This is a genomic window from Acaryochloris sp. IP29b_bin.137 (assembly GCF_028285745.1).
Lineage (GTDB): Bacteria > Cyanobacteriota > Cyanobacteriia > Thermosynechococcales > Thermosynechococcaceae > Acaryochloris.
Genome location: NZ_JANQOP010000295.1, coordinates 1 through 17,770 on the forward strand (window position 1 = coordinate 1; position 17,770 = coordinate 17,770).

Annotated in this window: 21 protein-coding genes and 2 pseudogenes; 15 read left to right on the forward strand and 8 right to left on the reverse strand. The window is 47.7% G+C overall.

Annotated features, from left to right (window positions below; translation table 11 throughout):
• Positions 1-155: 155 nt before the first annotated feature.
• Together Q0991_RS20480 and Q0991_RS25295 are read left to right on the forward strand one after the other, a co-directional pair.
• Positions 156-603, forward strand: a pseudogene (locus Q0991_RS20480) (VCBS domain-containing protein); the annotation flags it as partial.
• Positions 604-645: 42 nt separating this feature from the next.
• Complete coding sequence (locus Q0991_RS25295) at positions 646-1,170, forward strand: calcium-binding protein (protein ID WP_366525022.1); 525 nt, start codon at positions 646-648, stop codon at positions 1,168-1,170.
• Between the two features lie 383 nt (positions 1,171-1,553).
• Here Q0991_RS25295 and Q0991_RS20490 read toward each other — a convergent pair whose 3' ends face one another.
• From Q0991_RS20490 to Q0991_RS20500, 3 genes are read right to left on the reverse strand one after another with little or no spacing between them, the layout of a single operon-like run.
• Positions 1,554-2,468, reverse strand: a complete 915-nt coding sequence (locus Q0991_RS20490; protein ID WP_299492027.1) for an ion channel — start codon at positions 2,466-2,468, stop codon at positions 1,554-1,556.
• 23 nt (positions 2,469-2,491) lie between these two features.
• Positions 2,492-2,986 carry an ureidoglycolate lyase gene (locus tag Q0991_RS20495; RefSeq protein ID WP_299492029.1) on the reverse strand — a complete coding sequence of 165 codons (495 nt, stop codon included), beginning with the start codon at positions 2,984-2,986 and terminating at the stop codon, positions 2,492-2,494.
• Between the two features lie 30 nt (positions 2,987-3,016).
• Positions 3,017-3,907, reverse strand: coding sequence for a DMT family transporter (locus Q0991_RS20500; protein WP_366525021.1), 891 nt, complete (start codon positions 3,905-3,907; stop codon positions 3,017-3,019).
• A gap of 120 nt (positions 3,908-4,027) precedes the next feature.
• Here Q0991_RS20500 and Q0991_RS20505 point away from each other — a divergent pair, with 120 nt between their 5' ends.
• From Q0991_RS20505 to Q0991_RS20535, 7 genes are all read left to right on the forward strand, one after another.
• Positions 4,028-4,435 carry a zinc ribbon domain-containing protein gene (locus tag Q0991_RS20505; protein ID WP_299492033.1) on the forward strand — a complete coding sequence of 136 codons (408 nt, stop codon included), beginning with the start codon at positions 4,028-4,030 and terminating at the stop codon, positions 4,433-4,435.
• 16 nt (positions 4,436-4,451) lie between these two features.
• Entirely contained in the window at positions 4,452-4,763 is a 312-nt protein-coding gene (locus tag Q0991_RS20510; RefSeq protein WP_299492035.1) for a cupin domain-containing protein, read from the forward strand.
• 445 nt (positions 4,764-5,208) lie between these two features.
• Positions 5,209-6,363, forward strand: coding sequence for an XdhC/CoxI family protein (locus Q0991_RS20515; protein ID WP_299492037.1), 1,155 nt, complete (start codon positions 5,209-5,211; stop codon positions 6,361-6,363).
• Entirely contained in the window at positions 6,360-7,223 is an 864-nt protein-coding gene (gene folP / locus Q0991_RS20520; RefSeq protein ID WP_299492039.1) for a dihydropteroate synthase, read from the forward strand. The genes Q0991_RS20515 and folP overlap by 4 nt, the downstream gene beginning before the upstream one ends.
• 100 nt (positions 7,224-7,323) lie before the next feature.
• Entirely contained in the window at positions 7,324-7,488 is a 165-nt protein-coding gene (locus tag Q0991_RS20525; RefSeq protein WP_299492042.1) for a hypothetical protein, read from the forward strand.
• Between the two features lie 110 nt (positions 7,489-7,598).
• Positions 7,599-8,135, forward strand: coding sequence for a hypothetical protein (locus tag Q0991_RS20530; protein ID WP_299492044.1), 537 nt, complete (start codon positions 7,599-7,601; stop codon positions 8,133-8,135).
• 171 nt (positions 8,136-8,306) lie between these two features.
• Complete coding sequence (locus Q0991_RS20535; RefSeq protein ID WP_299492046.1) at positions 8,307-9,233, forward strand: SUMF1/EgtB/PvdO family nonheme iron enzyme; 927 nt, start codon at positions 8,307-8,309, stop codon at positions 9,231-9,233.
• 81 nt (positions 9,234-9,314) lie between these two features.
• Here the strand turns inward: Q0991_RS20535 and Q0991_RS20540 are convergent, their stop codons facing one another.
• Entirely contained in the window at positions 9,315-9,689 is a 375-nt protein-coding gene (locus Q0991_RS20540) for an STAS domain-containing protein (protein ID WP_299492048.1), read from the reverse strand.
• Between the two features lie 361 nt (positions 9,690-10,050).
• Here Q0991_RS20540 and Q0991_RS20545 point away from each other — a divergent pair, with 361 nt between their 5' ends.
• A complete protein-coding gene (locus Q0991_RS20545; protein ID WP_299492050.1) occupies positions 10,051-10,788 on the forward strand; it encodes a DnaJ domain-containing protein in 738 nt (245 codons plus the stop codon).
• An 81-nt stretch (positions 10,789-10,869) separates the two neighbouring features.
• On the opposite strand, the gene Q0991_RS20550 is transcribed toward Q0991_RS20545, so the two are convergent.
• Together Q0991_RS20550 and zds are read right to left on the reverse strand one after the other, a co-directional pair.
• Complete coding sequence (locus Q0991_RS20550) at positions 10,870-11,313, reverse strand: SRPBCC family protein (protein ID WP_299492052.1); 444 nt, start codon at positions 11,311-11,313, stop codon at positions 10,870-10,872.
• Positions 11,298-12,776 carry a 9,9'-di-cis-zeta-carotene desaturase gene (gene zds / locus Q0991_RS20555; protein WP_299492054.1) on the reverse strand — a complete coding sequence of 493 codons (1,479 nt, stop codon included), beginning with the start codon at positions 12,774-12,776 and terminating at the stop codon, positions 11,298-11,300. Before zds ends, Q0991_RS20550 begins: the two co-directional genes overlap by 16 nt.
• A gap of 231 nt (positions 12,777-13,007) precedes the next feature.
• Here zds and fabG point away from each other — a divergent pair, with 231 nt between their 5' ends.
• The 3 genes from fabG (at position 13,008) to Q0991_RS20570 (ending at position 15,400) form a co-directional block, all read left to right on the forward strand.
• A complete protein-coding gene (fabG, locus tag Q0991_RS20560; RefSeq protein WP_299492056.1) occupies positions 13,008-13,703 on the forward strand; it encodes a 3-oxoacyl-ACP reductase FabG in 696 nt (231 codons plus the stop codon).
• Positions 13,696-14,196 carry a hypothetical protein gene (locus Q0991_RS20565; protein ID WP_299492058.1) on the forward strand — a complete coding sequence of 167 codons (501 nt, stop codon included), beginning with the start codon at positions 13,696-13,698 and terminating at the stop codon, positions 14,194-14,196. The genes fabG and Q0991_RS20565 overlap by 8 nt, the downstream gene beginning before the upstream one ends.
• 127 nt (positions 14,197-14,323) lie before the next feature.
• Positions 14,324-15,400, forward strand: coding sequence for a beta-N-acetylglucosaminidase domain-containing protein (locus tag Q0991_RS20570; RefSeq protein WP_299492060.1), 1,077 nt, complete (start codon positions 14,324-14,326; stop codon positions 15,398-15,400).
• Positions 15,401-15,634: 234 nt separating this feature from the next.
• Here Q0991_RS20570 and Q0991_RS20575 read toward each other — a convergent pair whose 3' ends face one another.
• A complete protein-coding gene (locus Q0991_RS20575) occupies positions 15,635-16,228 on the reverse strand; it encodes a hypothetical protein (protein WP_299492062.1) in 594 nt (197 codons plus the stop codon).
• An 87-nt stretch (positions 16,229-16,315) separates the two neighbouring features.
• Positions 16,316-16,762 (reverse strand): MarR family winged helix-turn-helix transcriptional regulator, encoded by a 447-nt coding sequence (locus Q0991_RS20580; RefSeq protein WP_299492064.1) that lies wholly within the window; start codon positions 16,760-16,762, stop codon positions 16,316-16,318.
• A gap of 199 nt (positions 16,763-16,961) precedes the next feature.
• Here Q0991_RS20580 and Q0991_RS20585 point away from each other — a divergent pair, with 199 nt between their 5' ends.
• Together Q0991_RS20585 and Q0991_RS25300 are read left to right on the forward strand one after the other, a co-directional pair.
• The gene (locus Q0991_RS20585) at positions 16,962-17,162 is read left to right on the forward strand and encodes a type II toxin-antitoxin system HicB family antitoxin (protein ID WP_299492066.1); all 201 of its coding nucleotides are present in this window, start codon (positions 16,962-16,964) and stop codon (positions 17,160-17,162) included.
• Positions 17,159-17,372: pseudogene (locus Q0991_RS25300) on the forward strand (type II toxin-antitoxin system HicA family toxin). Before Q0991_RS20585 ends, Q0991_RS25300 begins: the two are co-directional and overlap by 4 nt.
• The last annotated feature ends 398 nt before the right edge of the window (positions 17,373-17,770 follow it).

A 17,770-nucleotide genomic window follows, 5' to 3' on the forward strand; every position in this document is an offset into this window, starting at 1 on the left:
GGTTGATTCTGGACTTCTTGAAGCTGACATCACTCATCAGAAAAATAGACACTGAGAATAGTCTATTTTTTATCTGACTAAAGTGATAAAAGAGGGATAGCTATGACATTGTTGATGGCAATGGTGGCACTGTCTCCCAGACCGCCACCATCACCATCGATGGTGTCAACGACCTAGCCACCGTCACCAATGATGATGACTCCGTCACCGAAGATGATGACCCCAATACCTTAACCACGGGGGGGCGAGTCAGGGTCTACGACGTGGATACAGGCGAAGCTTTTGCTATCGCAGAAACGATAGCCGGAGCCTATGGTACCTTCGAAGTCGATACGGATGGCAACTGGACCTACTGCCGATAATACCCAATTGGCCATTCAGGCCTTGGGTATCGGTGATAGTCTGACCGAAACCTTTACCGTCACCTCCCAAGATGGAACCGGAACCGGGACCGTCACCGTCACCATTAACGGCATTAATGAGCTCCTAAACGGTACATCACAATCGGACATCCTGATTGGAACCAATATTGCTGACTCCATCAATGGTCTGGGTGGCAATGACCTGATTGAGGGTAACGCGGGTAACGATATCCTCAATGGAAACGGCGGCAGAGATGCTATCTACGGCGGTACTGGTAATGATCTGCTCAATGGCGGCAACGGCACAGATTTCCTCTTTGGAGAACAGGGGGCAGACATCCTGAATGGAGACGGCGGCGTAGACATCCTTGATGGGGGGAGTGGCAACGATGTTCTCGATGGCGGATCAGGGGGTGATCGCCTTTTGGGTGGCGCTGATAACGATTGGCTGACCGGAGGAGCAGGTAGGGACACCCTAGTGGGTGGAAGTGGCGATGACCATATCAACGGAGGTGCTGGTCGCGATACCTTGGAAGGCAATGGCGGCGCAGACATCTTTATCTTCGAAGGCGCGTTTGGCAATGACTTAGTCTTTGATTTCAATCAGGCTCAAGATCAAATTGATCTCAGCAGCTTTGCTATTGGAATATCAGATTTGGATACCAATGGTGACTCTATCATTGATCAGAACGACGCCCTTGTTAGCGTCTCCGTTGGCGAGTTGCGCTTGAATCTGACCTCCATCGGAGGCGGTAGGATTAACCTTAATGGTGTCACTGCCCTCGATGATACGAACTTTATTCTCTAACGTTCGTTAGCGGTTGAGGTGGTATGCCTCAACCGCTGAGTCAATTCTTCCCTAAGCCCAAGTGGATGGTTATCAACCGTCCACTTGGGCTAAAAATCATTAGCAAATCTCACCTACTTTCTGAATCAGCAGTTTTTGAAAAGCACACCCATTGCCCACTAAGGCTGCACACTCCCCATAGTCTGGATCAGCCTCTGCATTGGCAAGGGCTCATCCAGAAATTTAAATCTTGAATGACTATCAAAGATTGAGGTGGCTTATGGAGAGAGAAGATATCTCTCTTGAGTGGGGGGCTGCGGGCTCAGGTAAAACCACCGTGGAACGTTTGCGATTTGAGGCATAAGCATAGCCTAGCATTCGTGCAAAAACTACTCTGTTGATTACTATTTGGAAATGACATCATGAAAGTGAGTGTAGTCAATATAGCGATGCCCATCTGGAGTCTGGTGGAAAAGATCAATAAACTTATGGTTCCAGATAATGTCTAAGGCCCCATAGGTATGGCGGGCATGTAGAGCTTGAGCGACGGTATCATCAATTCCAGTTAACGTCACAATCAGCGATGCTTTAGTCTGCTCCAAAGACTCGGGTGTCGCACCATAGAGGGGACTGGTCTCATCAATTGGATGCATCACCGTCCAGGTCAAGGTAAATGAAGGCGTCCGTGGACGTAACACACTGAGATTGTACAAATGCCGCATGGCATCCCCCTCGGTGCTGATCTCATCCTGTAAAAAATAGAGATTAATTTCAGCTTCTAGAATTTGGTTGCGGCGCTGGTTAGCGGTACGAAACATCAGCGTTGGCACGCCATTGTAGGGCGTAATCACCGCAACGTGGCTAAACAATACCCGGGTTATCGGTCGAGAGAATCTTGCAAATGCTAAGCCCGTAATTAAGGCCACGCTGAGGATACTGGTAAAGGCCTCAATCGCAACCACAAAATTGGCGTAAGCCGTGGTCGGGTGCATAGCGCCATAACCAATAGCGCCTAAAGTTTGCACACTGAAAAAGAAGGCATCCCAAAAGGAGCCTGGCGTTGCATTGGCAATACAATCGCCTCCGGCAAGGTAGGCCAAGGCAAACAACACATTAATCACTAAATACCCACCCATCAGGATAAGCAGAAAGCCCAGCCAGGGAATTGTTAGCAATAAATGATAGGGATCGCGCCAATAGGTATACCAAACCCCCAGCCCAGAAATACTAAACTTGCCATCTTTAAACTTCAGGTAGCTTTTCTGGGGCAGATGCTGGGCTAGTTTTCGACGAAGGGATGGACGAGGACGGGACTTCACGGGCGAACGGACTGAAAGGGCAATCACATGGGAGGTGTGATGATGAATTCCACATTATATTGGTTGATCAGGTTACAGGTATCGTGATCAACTTGATTGGTGTCTGACAATTCTAAATTATAGAAATCAATATAGTCGGTGTCGAAGTGAGGCCCAGCATGCCAGGTGCCTACCTCTAATTTGATAAAGCAGTTCCCCGGAATTTGAAAGGCAGTAATCTGATCTAAGGCAGGCGTGGGGGATGGGCCAGGAGGCGCAACCGCCATCAACCAAGGCTTCCCCGCCAGAGACCCTAAGCACTGGGTACATTGAAGATGACGGGTTATACGAGAGAATCGTCGTCCCAGTTTTTCCAACCGCATGATGTAGAACCGGGGAATGCCTTTGTCTAACTGCAGTTGAGCATTGTCGGGACCATATGCTTCCCCATCTTCCGTGGCAAAGATAACCTGGCCATAGGGTCGAAAAACGTCTGAAGTAATCGGTTGAGCAATGAGCTGTTGCGTTCGAGGTTGCATAGATGGTGATTTGCTGGAGCCTGCCAGATGCTATCTTACGGGTTTGCGATCGCACAAACGAGCCAGCACAATCCCTGCCAATACAATAACGCCCCCCCAGCCTTGCTGGAGAGTCAATGCCTCTCCAAAGAATTGCCAGGCTAAAATTGCTGCTGTAACGGGTTGAAGCAGCAGGCTGACCGAAGCAAATGCGGAAGGCAAATGAGCCAAAGCAAACATAATCAAACTTTGGCCAATCACTTGAGAAATACAGGCTAATCCCAATAGAATCAACCAGCCCGACAATGTCATCGGCAAAAAGCTTTCTCCCGACAGCCAAGCTACTAAGAATAGGAGAATAGCGCCAACAGAACTACTCGCAAAGGCAATGGTTACAGTAGAGAAATACAAGCGCAATCGAGCAACAGACAGAATATACCCCGCGTAGAAAATTGCTGTGAGTAGCCCTAATCCGTCTCCAAACAGATGTTGAGTATCGATACTGGCACTGACTAGAAGGGTCGCCCCAGCCAAAACCAAAGTAATAGCAACCCAAAACCACCAACTAACGGTTTCCCCAAACAGTAACCAGCCCCCTAGCACCACAAAAATAGGGGCAAAGTTAGCCAATAAAGTCGCATTGGCAACCGAGGTAAATTGAATGGACCAGTGCCAAACGGCTAGATCAGCGGCAAAGAAACATCCTGCTGACAGTAAGGGAATTAAATGTGTAATCTTTCGTTTCGAGGGGGGCCGTGAGGTCGGTATAGCTGAGGATGCCCACAGCCATACCCCCAAGAGAGGAACTGCCAAGCCTAACCGATAGAAGGCCGTTGCACTGGGACCCAGTTCACTGAGACGGACAAAAATAGGCGCAAAGGCGATTCCTATAGCACCCATGATTAAAGCGAAAAAAGCGGAGGGTCTAGGATCGGTTGACATGTGTCCTCAAGCTTGGCTGAACTGGGGGCCTGTGGTACTTTGACGGTTTTGGTTCCGTTCCTGGGGCTAGTATGCTGATAAGCAATAACAGAATAATTTTTTAAATAGCCCCCCTTCTCTATGAAGCCTTGCCGTGAATGTCAGTCAGAAATATCAGAACAGGCACTGGCTTGCCCCCATTGTGGTGCTCCCTATCCTGCCCATTCATCATGGAATGGCTGGGGGGTTGAATACAAATCACCCGTGGTGATAGCGGGTCTTCCCCTCCTGCATATTTCGTTTAAATATAGGCCCAATCGACGCCCTGTAATTGCGCGAGGCATCATTGCTATTGGTCAGTTTGGATATGGTGTGATTTGTATCTCACAACTTGGCATTGGCTTGATCAGCCTGAGTCAATTTACCGTGGCTGGGTTTGCTTTGGCACAATTCGCAGTCGCCTATTCGCTGATCGCTCAGTTCGGTATTTTCTTAGCAGAGGGGCAAGGGCAACTTGTAATTAAGCTGTCCGATCTGCTCGGGTTTTGAGGGGATGAGAGGGGCGATGAATAATATCTTTGCTGATTTACCTAAGAATCTTGAACAAGAAGTCATTGAGCTACTTGCCAGCAGCGAAACAATCAGGATTGAAAGAATTATTTCTAAAGGACAGACTACTAAGATTGGTGAATGGTACGACCAATCGCAGGATGAATGGGTTTTAGTGCTTAAGGGGGAAGCCCTGCTATCGATTGAGGGAAGGGAGATTATCCGCCTGACTGAAGGCAGCTACATCAACATCCCTGCCCATCAGAAGCATAGAGTAGACTGGACTGATCCTACTCAAGAGACCCTATGGTTGGCAATCTATTATTAATCGATACGAATCAGCAGATTGCACAACAAATTATGTGCTGAATTAAAACAACTAATTTAATAATTCAATACAAGATTTTACGATACCGTGTCTGACTATAACGCTCATAGCTTTTTGTGAAGATTACTGTTGTTTTTGAGTCATTGACGGTTTAAGACGCTATAGCTGAAGTAGGGAAAAAGATTGCTATTGAACTGTTAATAATCAAAAAATTAATTCCGTTTTCTTCTTAAGGATAGATATAGAAATGGCGAAGGCTGCCTAAACCATATTTTTCTCATGTGACTTAGGGTTCTAGACAAAATCATCTCAATCATTCATAAATATCAGAGTCCTCCTTGAATATAGATAGGGTTTTCTGACCCCATATAGTGCTTATTGGTAACTAAGCGATAAATCTTGTTTTTAGAAATTATTTGAGTTCGTTTATTTGCTGATCGTTCGAATGCGAGACCTTCAGGAAATTATTCCCTTTGTAGCCCAAGCTGATCCGTCCGATCCGTCAGTGATCTTGGCGACGGTCGTCCGAACGGGTGAGGAAGTCTATGGCCGGCTGGGGGCAAGAATTCTCTTGACAGAGTGCGATCAGTCAACTGAAGCCATTTGTGATGGATACGTTGATTCAGGGGTGATTGAACAGGCAAAAACTTGCTGTCGGAGAGGCGTCTTTCCTTATCTCCACCAATGTTGTTATTGCGATCGCAATCCTGTAGATTCTGGCTATTCCCATGCTCCGGCTGATACAACGACCATCCTTTTCGAGCGGTTAAACAGTGTAGCCGTCAAAGCCCAATTTGACTTCATCACAGAATGTTATCAAGAGCATCAAGCCGGAGCCATCGCGACTGTGATTGGGGTGGAGGGGGCGATGCGGACGCCCATTGCTGCCCGATTATTTCTGAAGATGGATGGTTCTGTTGCCAATCACATTGAGGATAGTTTTTTAACCAACTTGATTTTTCAAGATACGGTCAAAATATTGGCGGCTGGCCAAACCCGTATTCAGACCTATCCCTTTATCGATGGGGTGGTGACAGCCCTGGTTGAAGTGGTTACTCCTCCGGTTCGCCTGCTGTTGTTCGGTTCGTCGGCTCAAACAGCGGCTGCTATTCTCTTTGCTAAGCAGCTGGGCTGGACGGTGATTGTCTATGTGCCCCCCTCCCAGGAAGCGAACCTGCATCTGTTCCCTGAGGCCGATGAAACGTTACGATGGGATTTTGAGAACCTACCCGAACAGATTCAGTTAACCCCCCACACAGCAGTCGTTCTGGCGACCACAACCTTCGACAATGATTTAGCGTTGATGAGACTGCTGTGGTCTAGTGCCGTTGGCTATTTGGGCTTTATCGGCTCAAGCACTCGAATCCAACAACTCCTCGACCGCATTTGGCAGGAAGGGCGAATGCTCACTCCAAAGACGCATCGGCGATTGCATAGTCCGATCGGTTTGGATATTGGCGCCGAAACCCCAACGGAGACTGCCCTGGCGATTGTGTCGGAAATTCAAGCTGTGCTGAAGCATCGAACAGGAGCCTGTTTACGGGAGAAACGATACTCAGTCGAATCTGCTGCGAATTTTTTCGCCACCATAGATCCATGAATGTTTCCTCAAGTATTCCATCCTGGACCCTTCGTCATCACTCCTTTGATTGGGGAACGCGGACCTATTTAATGGGAATTTTAAATGTTACGCCAGATAGTTTTAGTGATGGTGGCCGATTCAATTCTCTAGAAACGGCCTTAGCACAAGCCCATCGTTTGGTGGAGGCTGGAATCGATATTTTGGATATCGGCGGCCAATCCACTCGACCCCAAGCCCATGAAATTACTGAAGCGGAAGAACTGGACCGGGTGATTCCGATCGTTGAGGCCATTCGATCTGAGCGACCCGTCCCTATTTCAGTAGATACGACCCGAGCCTCCGTTGCCGCGGCTGCGATCGCAGCAGGGGCGGATTTAGTCAATGATGTTTCCGGTGGCGTTCAGGACGCCCAAATGCTGTCCACGGTCGCTCAATTAGGGGTGCCGATTATCTTGATGCATCGGCGGGGGACTCCTCAAACCATGCAGCAAATGACTGATTACGAGAACCTAGTAGAGGACATTATCGACTTCTTACGGCAGCAAATTGAGGCTGCTCTGGCAGCCGGGATTCCTCACGATCAGATCGCGATTGATCCAGGTATTGGATTTGCCAAAACTGGGCCACAAAATCTGGAACTACTGCGTCAGATGTCACGATTCCAAGCCCTCGGACATCCCCTCTTAGTGGGGCCATCTCGCAAAAGTTTTATTGGTCAGATTCTCAACCAACCCGATCCCCAGAAACGAGTTTGGGGAACAGCCGCTGCCTGTTGTGCCGCAATTCAAGGGGGAGCCGATATTCTACGAATCCACGATGGGGCTGCCATCAGTGAAGTGAGCCAAGTGGCAGATGCGATTTGGCGATCACGACCCTAGCCAAATGCCCCATCAAAATTCCCTTTGTTAAGATTGACTTAGAGCATCTTTGACCTCTATCCTGAGACTAAAGTAAACTTTCTTAACATTTCTGTCAGCCATGATTGAACCCAGCCGTGAACCCAAACTTATTTCCCCTAAAATTGGTTTCAATGAATTTGCAGAACGATTTAGTGGCCGGGCAGCAATGCTTGCGTTTATTGTGGCTATCGTTTTTGAAGCCGTGACGGGTCAAGGCATCTTTTCCTGGTTGGGGCTGGCCTAGATACTTAACCGCCGATGGGGATATCTGAATCCCTGACGCCCTACCCATCCCGAACGAAGCAACCCATTCACGACGTTCAGGATTGTTTTATAGATTGACCTCATCGGGCAATGGATGATGGACCCTTCAATACTGAACCTCAACGTTATATTCGCCAGGTAAATATGACTCACCGATTGTTCTATTTGCTCCTGCCTACAGTCCTGATGACCACGGGCATTGCGGTCCCTAACGTCGCCTTACCAAGCCAGACCTTTCAACTGGCTAAAAAGGACAAAAAACCGCCTGCTGCTTTAGTGACAGAAGTCGCATTGCTGAAGGAGAATTTGGCCAATACTTGGTTCTACACCCTTCGAGGTCAATTAAAGAATCAGTCGGACGCCACCATCTTGACCCCATTGGTCTATTACGAAATTTATTCAGAAACCACCGATAAGATCATTGATGCAGGGACGGCGGTGATTGAACCGAAGGTGCTACCTGCGGGTGAAATGGGCAGCTTTCAACAAGATCTCAATGCGGCGGGTAAAGTCCGAATTACCCTGGTGCAGTGGCAACAGACTGATAAGGCCGTCAAATCCCATAAGCAGATGCAGTTTTTCCCACTTGAAGCCGAAACAGCTTCGACGGAAAAAGGGCAAAACTAGGCCTTGATCTTTCCCATGACTTCCTACCCCAATTCTCAGAATCCCATCATCCAGGACTCAGACTCTGTCCTTATGATCAAATCAGATTAACTTCTCACACCAAGGAGTCTGCCCAGGGGAATCATTCCCTGGGTTTTGTTGTTCAGGGTAATTGTTATCTCTCGAGGACACATGCCCAAGATCTTGCCCCTCAATATTTGGGGAACGGGGCTGCTGATGCTACCCGGTGTCCTTGGATGTCGGCCGCTTTCACAGCCGCCGCCCATGACCCAACAAAGCTGCGAAAGCGGGGATGATTTTGTTTGGATTGAAGCAGGCAACTATGCCTTAGGCAGCGATCGCACAGAACGAGACTATGCCTATCGCATTTCTGCCGAGGCAGTTGCCACAGAAGTGGACAAAATTGACCAGGCTGAAACAAATTTACGGCGTAAAGGTTGGTTCAATAGAGAAGCCAATCGCCGAGTTTTGGCACGATCAACCGTGTGTATGGGAAAAAACCTAATTACCAATGCTGAGTATCATGCCTTTGTCCGCGCAACAGGACATCGCTCTCCCTATATTTCAGCCAATGACTACCAGAAACAAGGGTTTTTAGTCCATCCCTACGCCACTGTAAAATCTTATCTTTGGCAGGATCAGATGTTCCCCTCAGGTGAAGGCCAACATCCCGTTGTGCTCGTGTCCTATCAAGATGCCCAAGCCTTTGCTCAATGGCGGGGACAGCAGGATGGCCATACCTATCGACTCCCCACCGCTTTGGAATGGGAACAAACCGCAAGGGGAACGGAGGGCCGTTATTTCCCCTGGGGGAATGATTGGCGAGCCGAGGCCACCAACTGGGCCAACTTTGGTGGACTGCATACAAGTGCGATTGCAACCTTTCCCCTCAGCCGCAGCCCAGATGGGGTAGAGGATATGGCTGGAAACGTCTTCGAATATACCTCGACTTTGACCCAGTCGCTGAGGCAAAAAGCCGTTGTGTTGAAAGGGTGCTCCTGGGATGATTTACCAGGTTTCTGTCGAGCCGCCTATCAACATACTCGTCCCCTTGATTCCCGTCATATCCTGTTTGGGTTTCGCCTGGTCAAAGAGTAAGCCCCCATCGATTTATCTACCCTGGCATCGCTCCCCCGCTAACATAGGCCAAAAACTAGGAAACAAGCAGGCCTTGTTCCCCTAAAACTGAGGGAGTTGAAGAAGGGGATGGCGGGTAAGACCCTGGCTGGAGGGAATAGCCGCCTTAATACAGTCTGCCAAAGAGGCATAGGTACTAACAACAGCCGTTAATCCTGTTCTGTGCAAGTTAGAATTCACATGGGTTTGAGGAGAATACAGCATCAATCGCTTGCCTCGACATTTAGAAATGCGGAACGCGCCGAACAGAATCCCCAACCCTCTACTATCCAAGCATGAAACCTTCTCCAAGTTGATCAGGATGACCTCAACCTGGGATTGCACCAATTCATCGATATGCTGATAGAACGCTGCCTGAGTAGAAGCAGTTAACGCTTGGGGAGGGGTGACGATACAGAATCGGGGCAGTGGGTTCACAATTCGAACGGGCTGAAACCTATCGCTTTTAGGTCAATAAACAATGAATCACCCATAATCTGGGTCGTTCAGGGAGTCTAGCAAACCTTTCCACGGAAATACACTGTTTGGTGACAATGTGTAAAGTAAACGCTGATTCTCAGCATCTATCCTCAGTTGATTCAAGGGGCAATTTGCATTCAACCTGAAATCGCCTATTGTTGCGGACTTAGGGTTAATGCTACTGTGATTCAACATCATTAATTTTGCCAACCTTGAAAGAATTTTGTTAGAAGTGACAACTATAGATGGATAAGAAAAGACTTCAGCATCACAAGATGCGATCTAACGTAAAGTAAGGGTTTTCTCGCTGTAAATTCCCATGGATATCGCAGATTGCTACCGCCTGCTTCAACTGACTTCTAGAGCTAATATTGAAGACCTCAAAGCCTCATATCGACGGTTGGCTAGGCAATGGCATCCCGATATTAATCCAGGAGATGAATTTGCCCATGAGAAATTTATCCAAGTGACTGAGGCGTACAAAACCCTGCAAAAGATTGTTCCTCCTGCACCGCCCTCCTCCGCTGCCCCATCCGCTTCACCCAAGCCGTCGGTTTCACCTCAGTCTCGTTCACGAGTGAAGGTTTCGACAAAACAGTCTGTGCCCACTGCTGCTCGACCTTCACCACAGCGTCCCAAACCTGCGACCCCTCCGCCTCCCAGGACACATTCCTCCCCTACCCCGGCCTATTCCCCGCCTCCCCCACCACCTCAGACAACTGCTGCAAGGGCTACGGCGCAGGAATCTTCACTGTCATCGGCAGACGTTAAGCTCAAGGTTGACTCCTACAAACAACTCCAAGAGCTTATCCAAAAACAACGATTTCCCCGGGCTGTTGCCTTGATTGAAGCACTTGCTCAGCGACTTCCTCAAGATGCCGAGGTTAGACAGTGGCAGGCCATCATTTATCAGTCCTGGGGACGGCAGCTGATTCGTGAACGTAAATTAAATCAAGCCAGAGCTTATTTGAAGAAGGCCCTTAATACTGACCCACACAATAAATCTCTATGGGCTGAAATAGAGCAAGACTTCAAAAAAATAGAAATGGTGTTTTAAACACATCCCTGGCCTTAGACGATACTGCTGATCTCAATCCCCATTTACTGGATAAACGCCCCATCAATCGGTGGCAAAGTCCTAAGACTGATGCTGAGTAGCATAGTCACGGAATCGGTTGAGATCGTCTTTTAGGTTCGCTTCCACCAGTTTGCCCAGAAACAAATTATCCATAATCGATCCAACTGCCCCCGGAATTCGATAGGCCACGGTCAACTTCACAACACTGGTATCGTGTTTGCGATCATAGAAACGAATTGCACCTCGATTGGGCAGTCCATCGACAGATTCCCATTGAATAATTTGGTTAGGAATTTCTTTAAGAATACGAGATAGCCAAGTAAACGTAAGACCGCCTCCCGACAAGGTCCAGCGCGATAACTCGGGTTTGTCTTTTAAAACCTCGACAGAATCAATCCAGCCCATCCATTGAGGCATCAGTTCTAAGTCAGACCAGAGATCCCATGCAGTTTGGATCGCAACGGGGACCTCAACTTGTTCACTATGTTCTAACCAATCTGACATGGATACTTCTCACTCAGTTGCTGAATCGTCGTCGCGTTTTCTAAGATGGCCTGGGCCGCTTGGTGGCCGGAAATTGTAGCCCCTTCCATACTATCGATATAGTCTTGGTTAGTGTAGCTACCCGCCAGGAAAAAGTTGGGAATAGGGGTCTTTTGGTGAGGACGATAAGGCTCCATGCCCGGCGCTTCCCGATACAGAGACTGGGCGAGTTTGACCACGCTATACCACGTCATATTCAATTCTCGTGCTGAGGGGAACAGGTCTTGAACTTGCTGCAGGACATGGTTGGCAATTTCTTCATTGCTTTTTTTGATGAACGGATCGCCAGGCGTAAGTACCAATTGCATTAGAGACCCCTCCCCTTCTTTGTAATAGTCGCTGGGACTGGTGAGCGCGAGATCGGCAAAGCAGGAAAAGTCAGCATCAGCGGTATAGAGTAAGTTATCCAAGCCCGTTGCTTTTTCCACCTGTTTGCGGGCTTGGGGGTTGTTCATTTCCGTCACCCAGCCATCAAAGCGCAACTGCACTGTGGCAACGGGAACCGCATCCAGCTTGTAGATGTTGTCAAATTCAGACCAATATCGCCAATCATCCGGAATCAGGCGTTGAATACCTGGCACGTCACAGGCACAGACGTAGGCATCTGCCGTGATGATTTCATCTCCGTCTTCTTTGGCGATCCGAAGGCCGGTAATGTGAGTTTCATCGTCTTTAGTGTCGTACAACACTTCTAAGGTGCGCCGACGCAGGTGGAACGTCGCTCCCCGTTCTTCTAAGTAGTTGATGATGGGTTGATGCAGATACTCTTGGGGCGAGCCTTCTAGCATCCGCAACATGGAGTTTTCCCGACGGACAGCAAACATCTGGAAGATCGTGAGCATACAGCGGGCAGAAATATTCTCACAATCGATAAACCCAAGGGCATAGGCAATGGGGTTCCACATCCGTTTGATACTGCCGTTACTGCCGCCATGACTGCGGAACCAGTCGGCAAAACTAACATTATCCAGAGCACGGATGTTGCGCATGGCCCCTTCATAGTCGACAAGGCCGCGAACGATGGGGCTGGTACCGAGGGCGATCGCATTCTGAACCTTGTCCCTCAACGACAGTTGCGAAGTCGTAAAAAAGGCTTTCAAGCCATTAAACGGGGCTCCAAGTAAAAAGCGAAAATCTAAGGCTCCTAGGCGTCCACCCTGATTTACAAAGGTGTGAACATGCTCTTTTAGCAGAAAATGATCTAATGCGCCTACCTTCGCCATCAACGCAAACAAGCGACGGTAGTTGCCGAAGAAGACATGTAAACCCATTTCGATATGGTTGCCTTCGGCATCGACCCAACTGCTGACTTTTCCTCCGACGAACGGGCGAGCTTCATATAGCTCAACTTCGTGGCCTGCATCCACTAGGTCAACGGCAGTGGCCATTCCTGCCAAACCCGCACCAACAATCGCAACACGCATATTTTTTCTCTAAAAAGGGCTCGAACTGTCCTTACGGCAGCTCAGATCTTGAATGTAACAAATTATTGCATATCTTCTGACAGAGTAATTCAAGTTTTGAGTCTCAAGCTAATCAGGAGTAGCATTTATGGGTCGAGGCGTTTCAGCCGCTCGCACAGCGAATCCTTCACAGATCAAACGCTCTTTGACAAGCTTATTCATTGGTCCACAAAAAACATAGGCTGCGACGATATGCGAAATAGGCAAGTATTGATCACAGGTGGCACAGGCGGCTTAGGACTGGGCGTAACGCCAAAAGTCCTAGCCACTGGGGCAGAAGTAACACTGCCTTATATTGCTGAATCAGAAGTAGAGCGATTGAAGCATATCCTCTCTCCCGCAGAGTTAGTCAGAACCCATTTTGTACCTACTGATCTGGGCAAAGAAGCTTCGGTCGCAGAACTTGTGGAAGGCATGGATCGAGTGGATGCCTTGATTCACCTAGTGGGTGGATTTTCCATGGGCAAAACCCATGAATATGCTTTTGAAGACTGGCAGCGAGATTTGAACCTGAACCTAAACACTACTTTTTTAGTGTGCAAACATAGCCTCAAACGGATGTTGCAGCATCACTATGGCCGGATCATTACGGTCGGATCCAGAGGAGCCGTTGATCCAGGAGGGCAGTTGGCAGCTTACTGTGCTGCCAAAGCAGGGGTGGTGGCATTGACGAAAGCGATCTCAGATGAAACCAAAGGCACCAACATCACTGCCAATACCGTTTTGCCTAGCATTATTGATACCCCCACCAATCGTGAAGCCATGGGTAAAGCCAACGCCGACCAATGGGTTAAACCTGAATCTTTAGCAGACGTGATCTGCTTTCTAGCCTCTGATGCCGCCCAGGATGTCAGAGGTGCCGTTATTCCCGTATACGGCAATGCTTAATCTCTTTACCAGCCATCGAAAACGTTTTCACACCTATCAATTTTCTTTTCATACCTATAATCAGGGCGTATTTCTGATAGCTCTATTGATATCTGGCTGCGGTAGTGGTCCGACCTCTGCCAATACTCCTGAAAAAATGTTTACTGAAGTTCTCCAAAAGCCCATTCCAGATAGCATCACTCAGTTACAAGGCGTGGGAGATACTTGGCAAGGCTATCAGGTATTTTTGCGGTTTCAGGCTGCAAAGGCTGATATCCAGTCAATCCTACAGTCAGGATATAAATCAGTGGATTGTGATGCGATCTCATCCGATTTTCGCCTCCCTGATCCAAGCTACGACCGTTTCGATCCACCCTGGCAACCTCAAGCGATTTCCTCGAATCAATGCTGGACTGCCAACTCAGTCAGTAACCCATGGACTGGCTCTGGCACACACCATGTGCTGATCGATCAGCAAGCCAAATGGATTTATTTCGCAGGATTGGGCATCTAGAATGCCTCTATCTCCTCGAAAAATAGCAAACATCATTGACTCAGATGTACCACCGGATAGTAGAACAGCTTAGGTCATCCTATACAAATCATTGTGAGCATGACCGATATATAGACACCTGAAAGCCATGAATATTGCAAAAAATTGGGGATATGGCATTATTGAAGGTTTTTTTGGCCGGCCTTGGTCCTGGTCAGCCCGTTTAGATTACGCCACCTTTCTGAAAACCCACGGGTATCAGTTCTATATCTATGCCCCCAAAGCCGATCCCTATTTGCGGATTCATTGGCAGGAGACTTGGCCAGAGACAACCTTTGCTGAACTCAACCGGTTAGGAGAGCGGTATCGCCAAACCGGAGTCGCCTGGGGCATTGGCATCAACCTATTTGAAATCTCCTTTAATTACAATCAACAAACCATTGAACAGCTAACCGCTAAAATTCGCTACCTTAATCAGCTTCAACCAGATATTCTGGCGGTTTTATTTGATGATATGCGGGGAGATTGCGATCGCATTGCTGATATTCAAGCGGACATCACCCACCGAATCACCGACCTGAGCACCGCCGAGACGTTTATTCTCTGTCCGACGTACTACAGCAGCAGCGGAATCCTAGATCAATTATTTGGCGAACGCCCTCCTGACTACCTAGAGACATTGGGTCAGCGCATTGATCCACAAGTCCATATTTTTTGGACAGGTCCTGAGATTTGCTCCAGTGGCTATCCTTTAGACCACCTGCAAGCGATCACCCAGCAGCTGGGACGAAAACCTTTTATTTGGGACAACTACCCGGTCAATGACAGTGCCACGATGTGCAATTATCTGCATCTGCGAGGGTTTGAAAATCGGCCCTCTCAAATGGCGGACTGGATCTCAGGCCATGCAGTGAATCCCATGAATCAAGCCTATCTCTCGCAACTTCCGTTGCAAACACTTCAGCATAGTTATCAACAGCAAGAACAATATTGTTCTCAACAAGCACTAGTTGAGGTAGCCACATCCCTATGCGGTCAGCCTTTAGCTCAGATGTTGTTGGACGACCTCAGCCTTTTTCAAGATCAGGGGCTGCAGCAATTGAGTCCAGATACGAAAGCAGCGTTAATCGCTAAATATCAGTCGATTGACTCTCACTATTGCCAAGAAATTATCGGTTGGTTGCAAGGCGACTATCCTTTCTCCACAGATTGTCTAACACTGTAGGCATCAATTTGCCAAGTACGACCGCTTCGAGCCACCTAGGCAACCTCAAGTAAGTTCTAAAAACGAGTGCTGGACTGCCAACCCAGTCAGTAGCTCATGAACGGCCTCCAGCACTCATTACCTCATCATCGATCTCCATAACCTCGTAGGCCTTGGTATATAGGACGTATGAATCAGGCTAGAACTCTCATCAATTTGGCCTAATCCCCATCACTACAATCATTGTTGCCATAATCACACTTGTCTCTGTTTCATGATGTCAAAAGAGATGAGGTGAGAAGCCCCTGATATTCCCACACCAAACAGGGGAATTAAAGCCATTGGCAGAACTGTAATGGTTGCAATCTTAGGATCTTGTAGCACTGTGTAGGTGAGTCCCGTCCCTACCGCCATCACGAAATCAACAAAGCCGATGAGATGGAAGTGTTTGTAGTCTTTGAGTGTAGGGTGCTTTTGTACAGTCATAAATACTGCATAGGCCCCAGCAATAAAGTCACCTACTCCCGCTAGTACCCAGAATACGGTTGGTAGATCCCCTCTCAATCCAAAATAGAAAAACAATATAGCGGCTGGAATACGCCAGATATGAAAGGCAACAATCTGCCGCTGTCCAACATGTTTAATCCAAGTTTGCAGCGATTGAGAGCGCATGTACCAGATTGTAGGGAGTGCGATAGTTGTTCCTACAATCAGCGAAACGACCGGGAGATATATATGAGAGAGAAATCCTGATTGTGCAGCAACCACAACCGTTGTAATCCAGAGAAAGACTACTGAACCTACGGTTAGTGAAGTTCTATCAAGAGCAGATTGATTGTATCCAGTCATCGTTTATTCATCCTTGTCGAATAAGTTGATATCAACGTAAAAGAGAAAACAAGCGAACCAAGCTTTAGAGTACCTTATTGATCTTATTCAGTTGGCTAATTCGCGCAGATTAATACGAAGTTGTTTTGCTTCTTCGCTGGATAGGAACTCTAAAGTATTGTTTTGAGCTGCCTTCCACAAAGGGAGAGCCTTGCCCAAGACAGCTTTTCCTGCCGGGGTTAAAGTCAGCAGACGACTTCTGGCATCTTCGGGGTCTGGCACAGCTTTTAGTAACCCCTGCTTTTTCAAAGGCTTAATATTAGCTGTAATGGTGGTTCGATCCATCGCCATTTGCAGTGCTAGTTGTCCGATAGAAGGTGGCTTGCTACGTACTAAAGATACCAATAGTGAGTACTGCCCACTTGTGATTCCTAAAGGACGAAAAGCCTCATCGAATTGTCTAGCAGCAGCTCTAGCAGCCTTCTGAAGATGCAAGCAAATGCAGCTTTGTTGAACTTGAGCAGCTTGCTTAGCCGTGATAGATATTTTACTCATATATCTATTATGTTGATATCAACGTAAACTGTCAATCACTTTTCGCATTCTAAACTTAGCAGAAACTAGAGTAGAACGATTATCACTTTTCTCCAAACGCTACAACTCAATAAGCGACGGTCTTCAAATAGTCTCTGTCTTGTCGTGGCAGCTATACTGAACTAATTTATCTCGCGACAAAGATTGCTCCTGCAAGACCATGAAAATTAAAGCTGTCATTTGGCAAGAAGATGACCTTTGGTGTAGGTCTGCCCCTGCTCTTCCGGGATGTCATACCTGGGGTGAGAGCTATGAGTATCTTTTAGAAATGCTGGAAGATGCAGTTCAGGGCTGGCTGGAAGTTGCCTACAAGAGAGAGGAAGCTGATCCTGAAAAGCAGCTGGTTGAGTTATCTCTGTGAAGTCGGTATCAGGCAAAGTACTCTGCAAAATTGTTGAGCAAAAAGGATGGAATCTAAAGCGAGTGACTGGTAGCCATCCTATTGACTCTAAATCAAGCTTTCAGGCTATCCCATCGATTCCAGTACATGGGAATTAAAGACTGGCCCATTGGAACGCTGAAGAAAATCATGAAAGATGCTGATTTAACAGAGGACGATCTGGTCACATAACTTTTTAACCCGAGTACATAGACCAGATTTTAGTTATTCCTTTGCAAATATTTCTACCGATCCAGCATAAAGACTGAAACAAATTGTCTTCACCACGAATCTCTCACGAGCTTTTGAGCGTGGCTTGGGATTAATTATCATCGGCAAATCGAGGAGCAAGAGTCCTACCCAAACTCCAGCAATTATAGGAAGCACCTTTTTGGTAGCGCGTTTCATCTTCTTACGCTTCGCCCATTTGTATCAGGGAATGTAAAACCATTCCTGCACTCAGGGTTCCCTATTACATCTCAACCCCAAGCACTTTGGGGATGACAAGGGTTTCACAATGTGTTCTGAATCAGTGATAGCGCCCTCATGCCTCTCTGGTAATTGAGTCGTTTATGGGGTTTCAGTTGCAT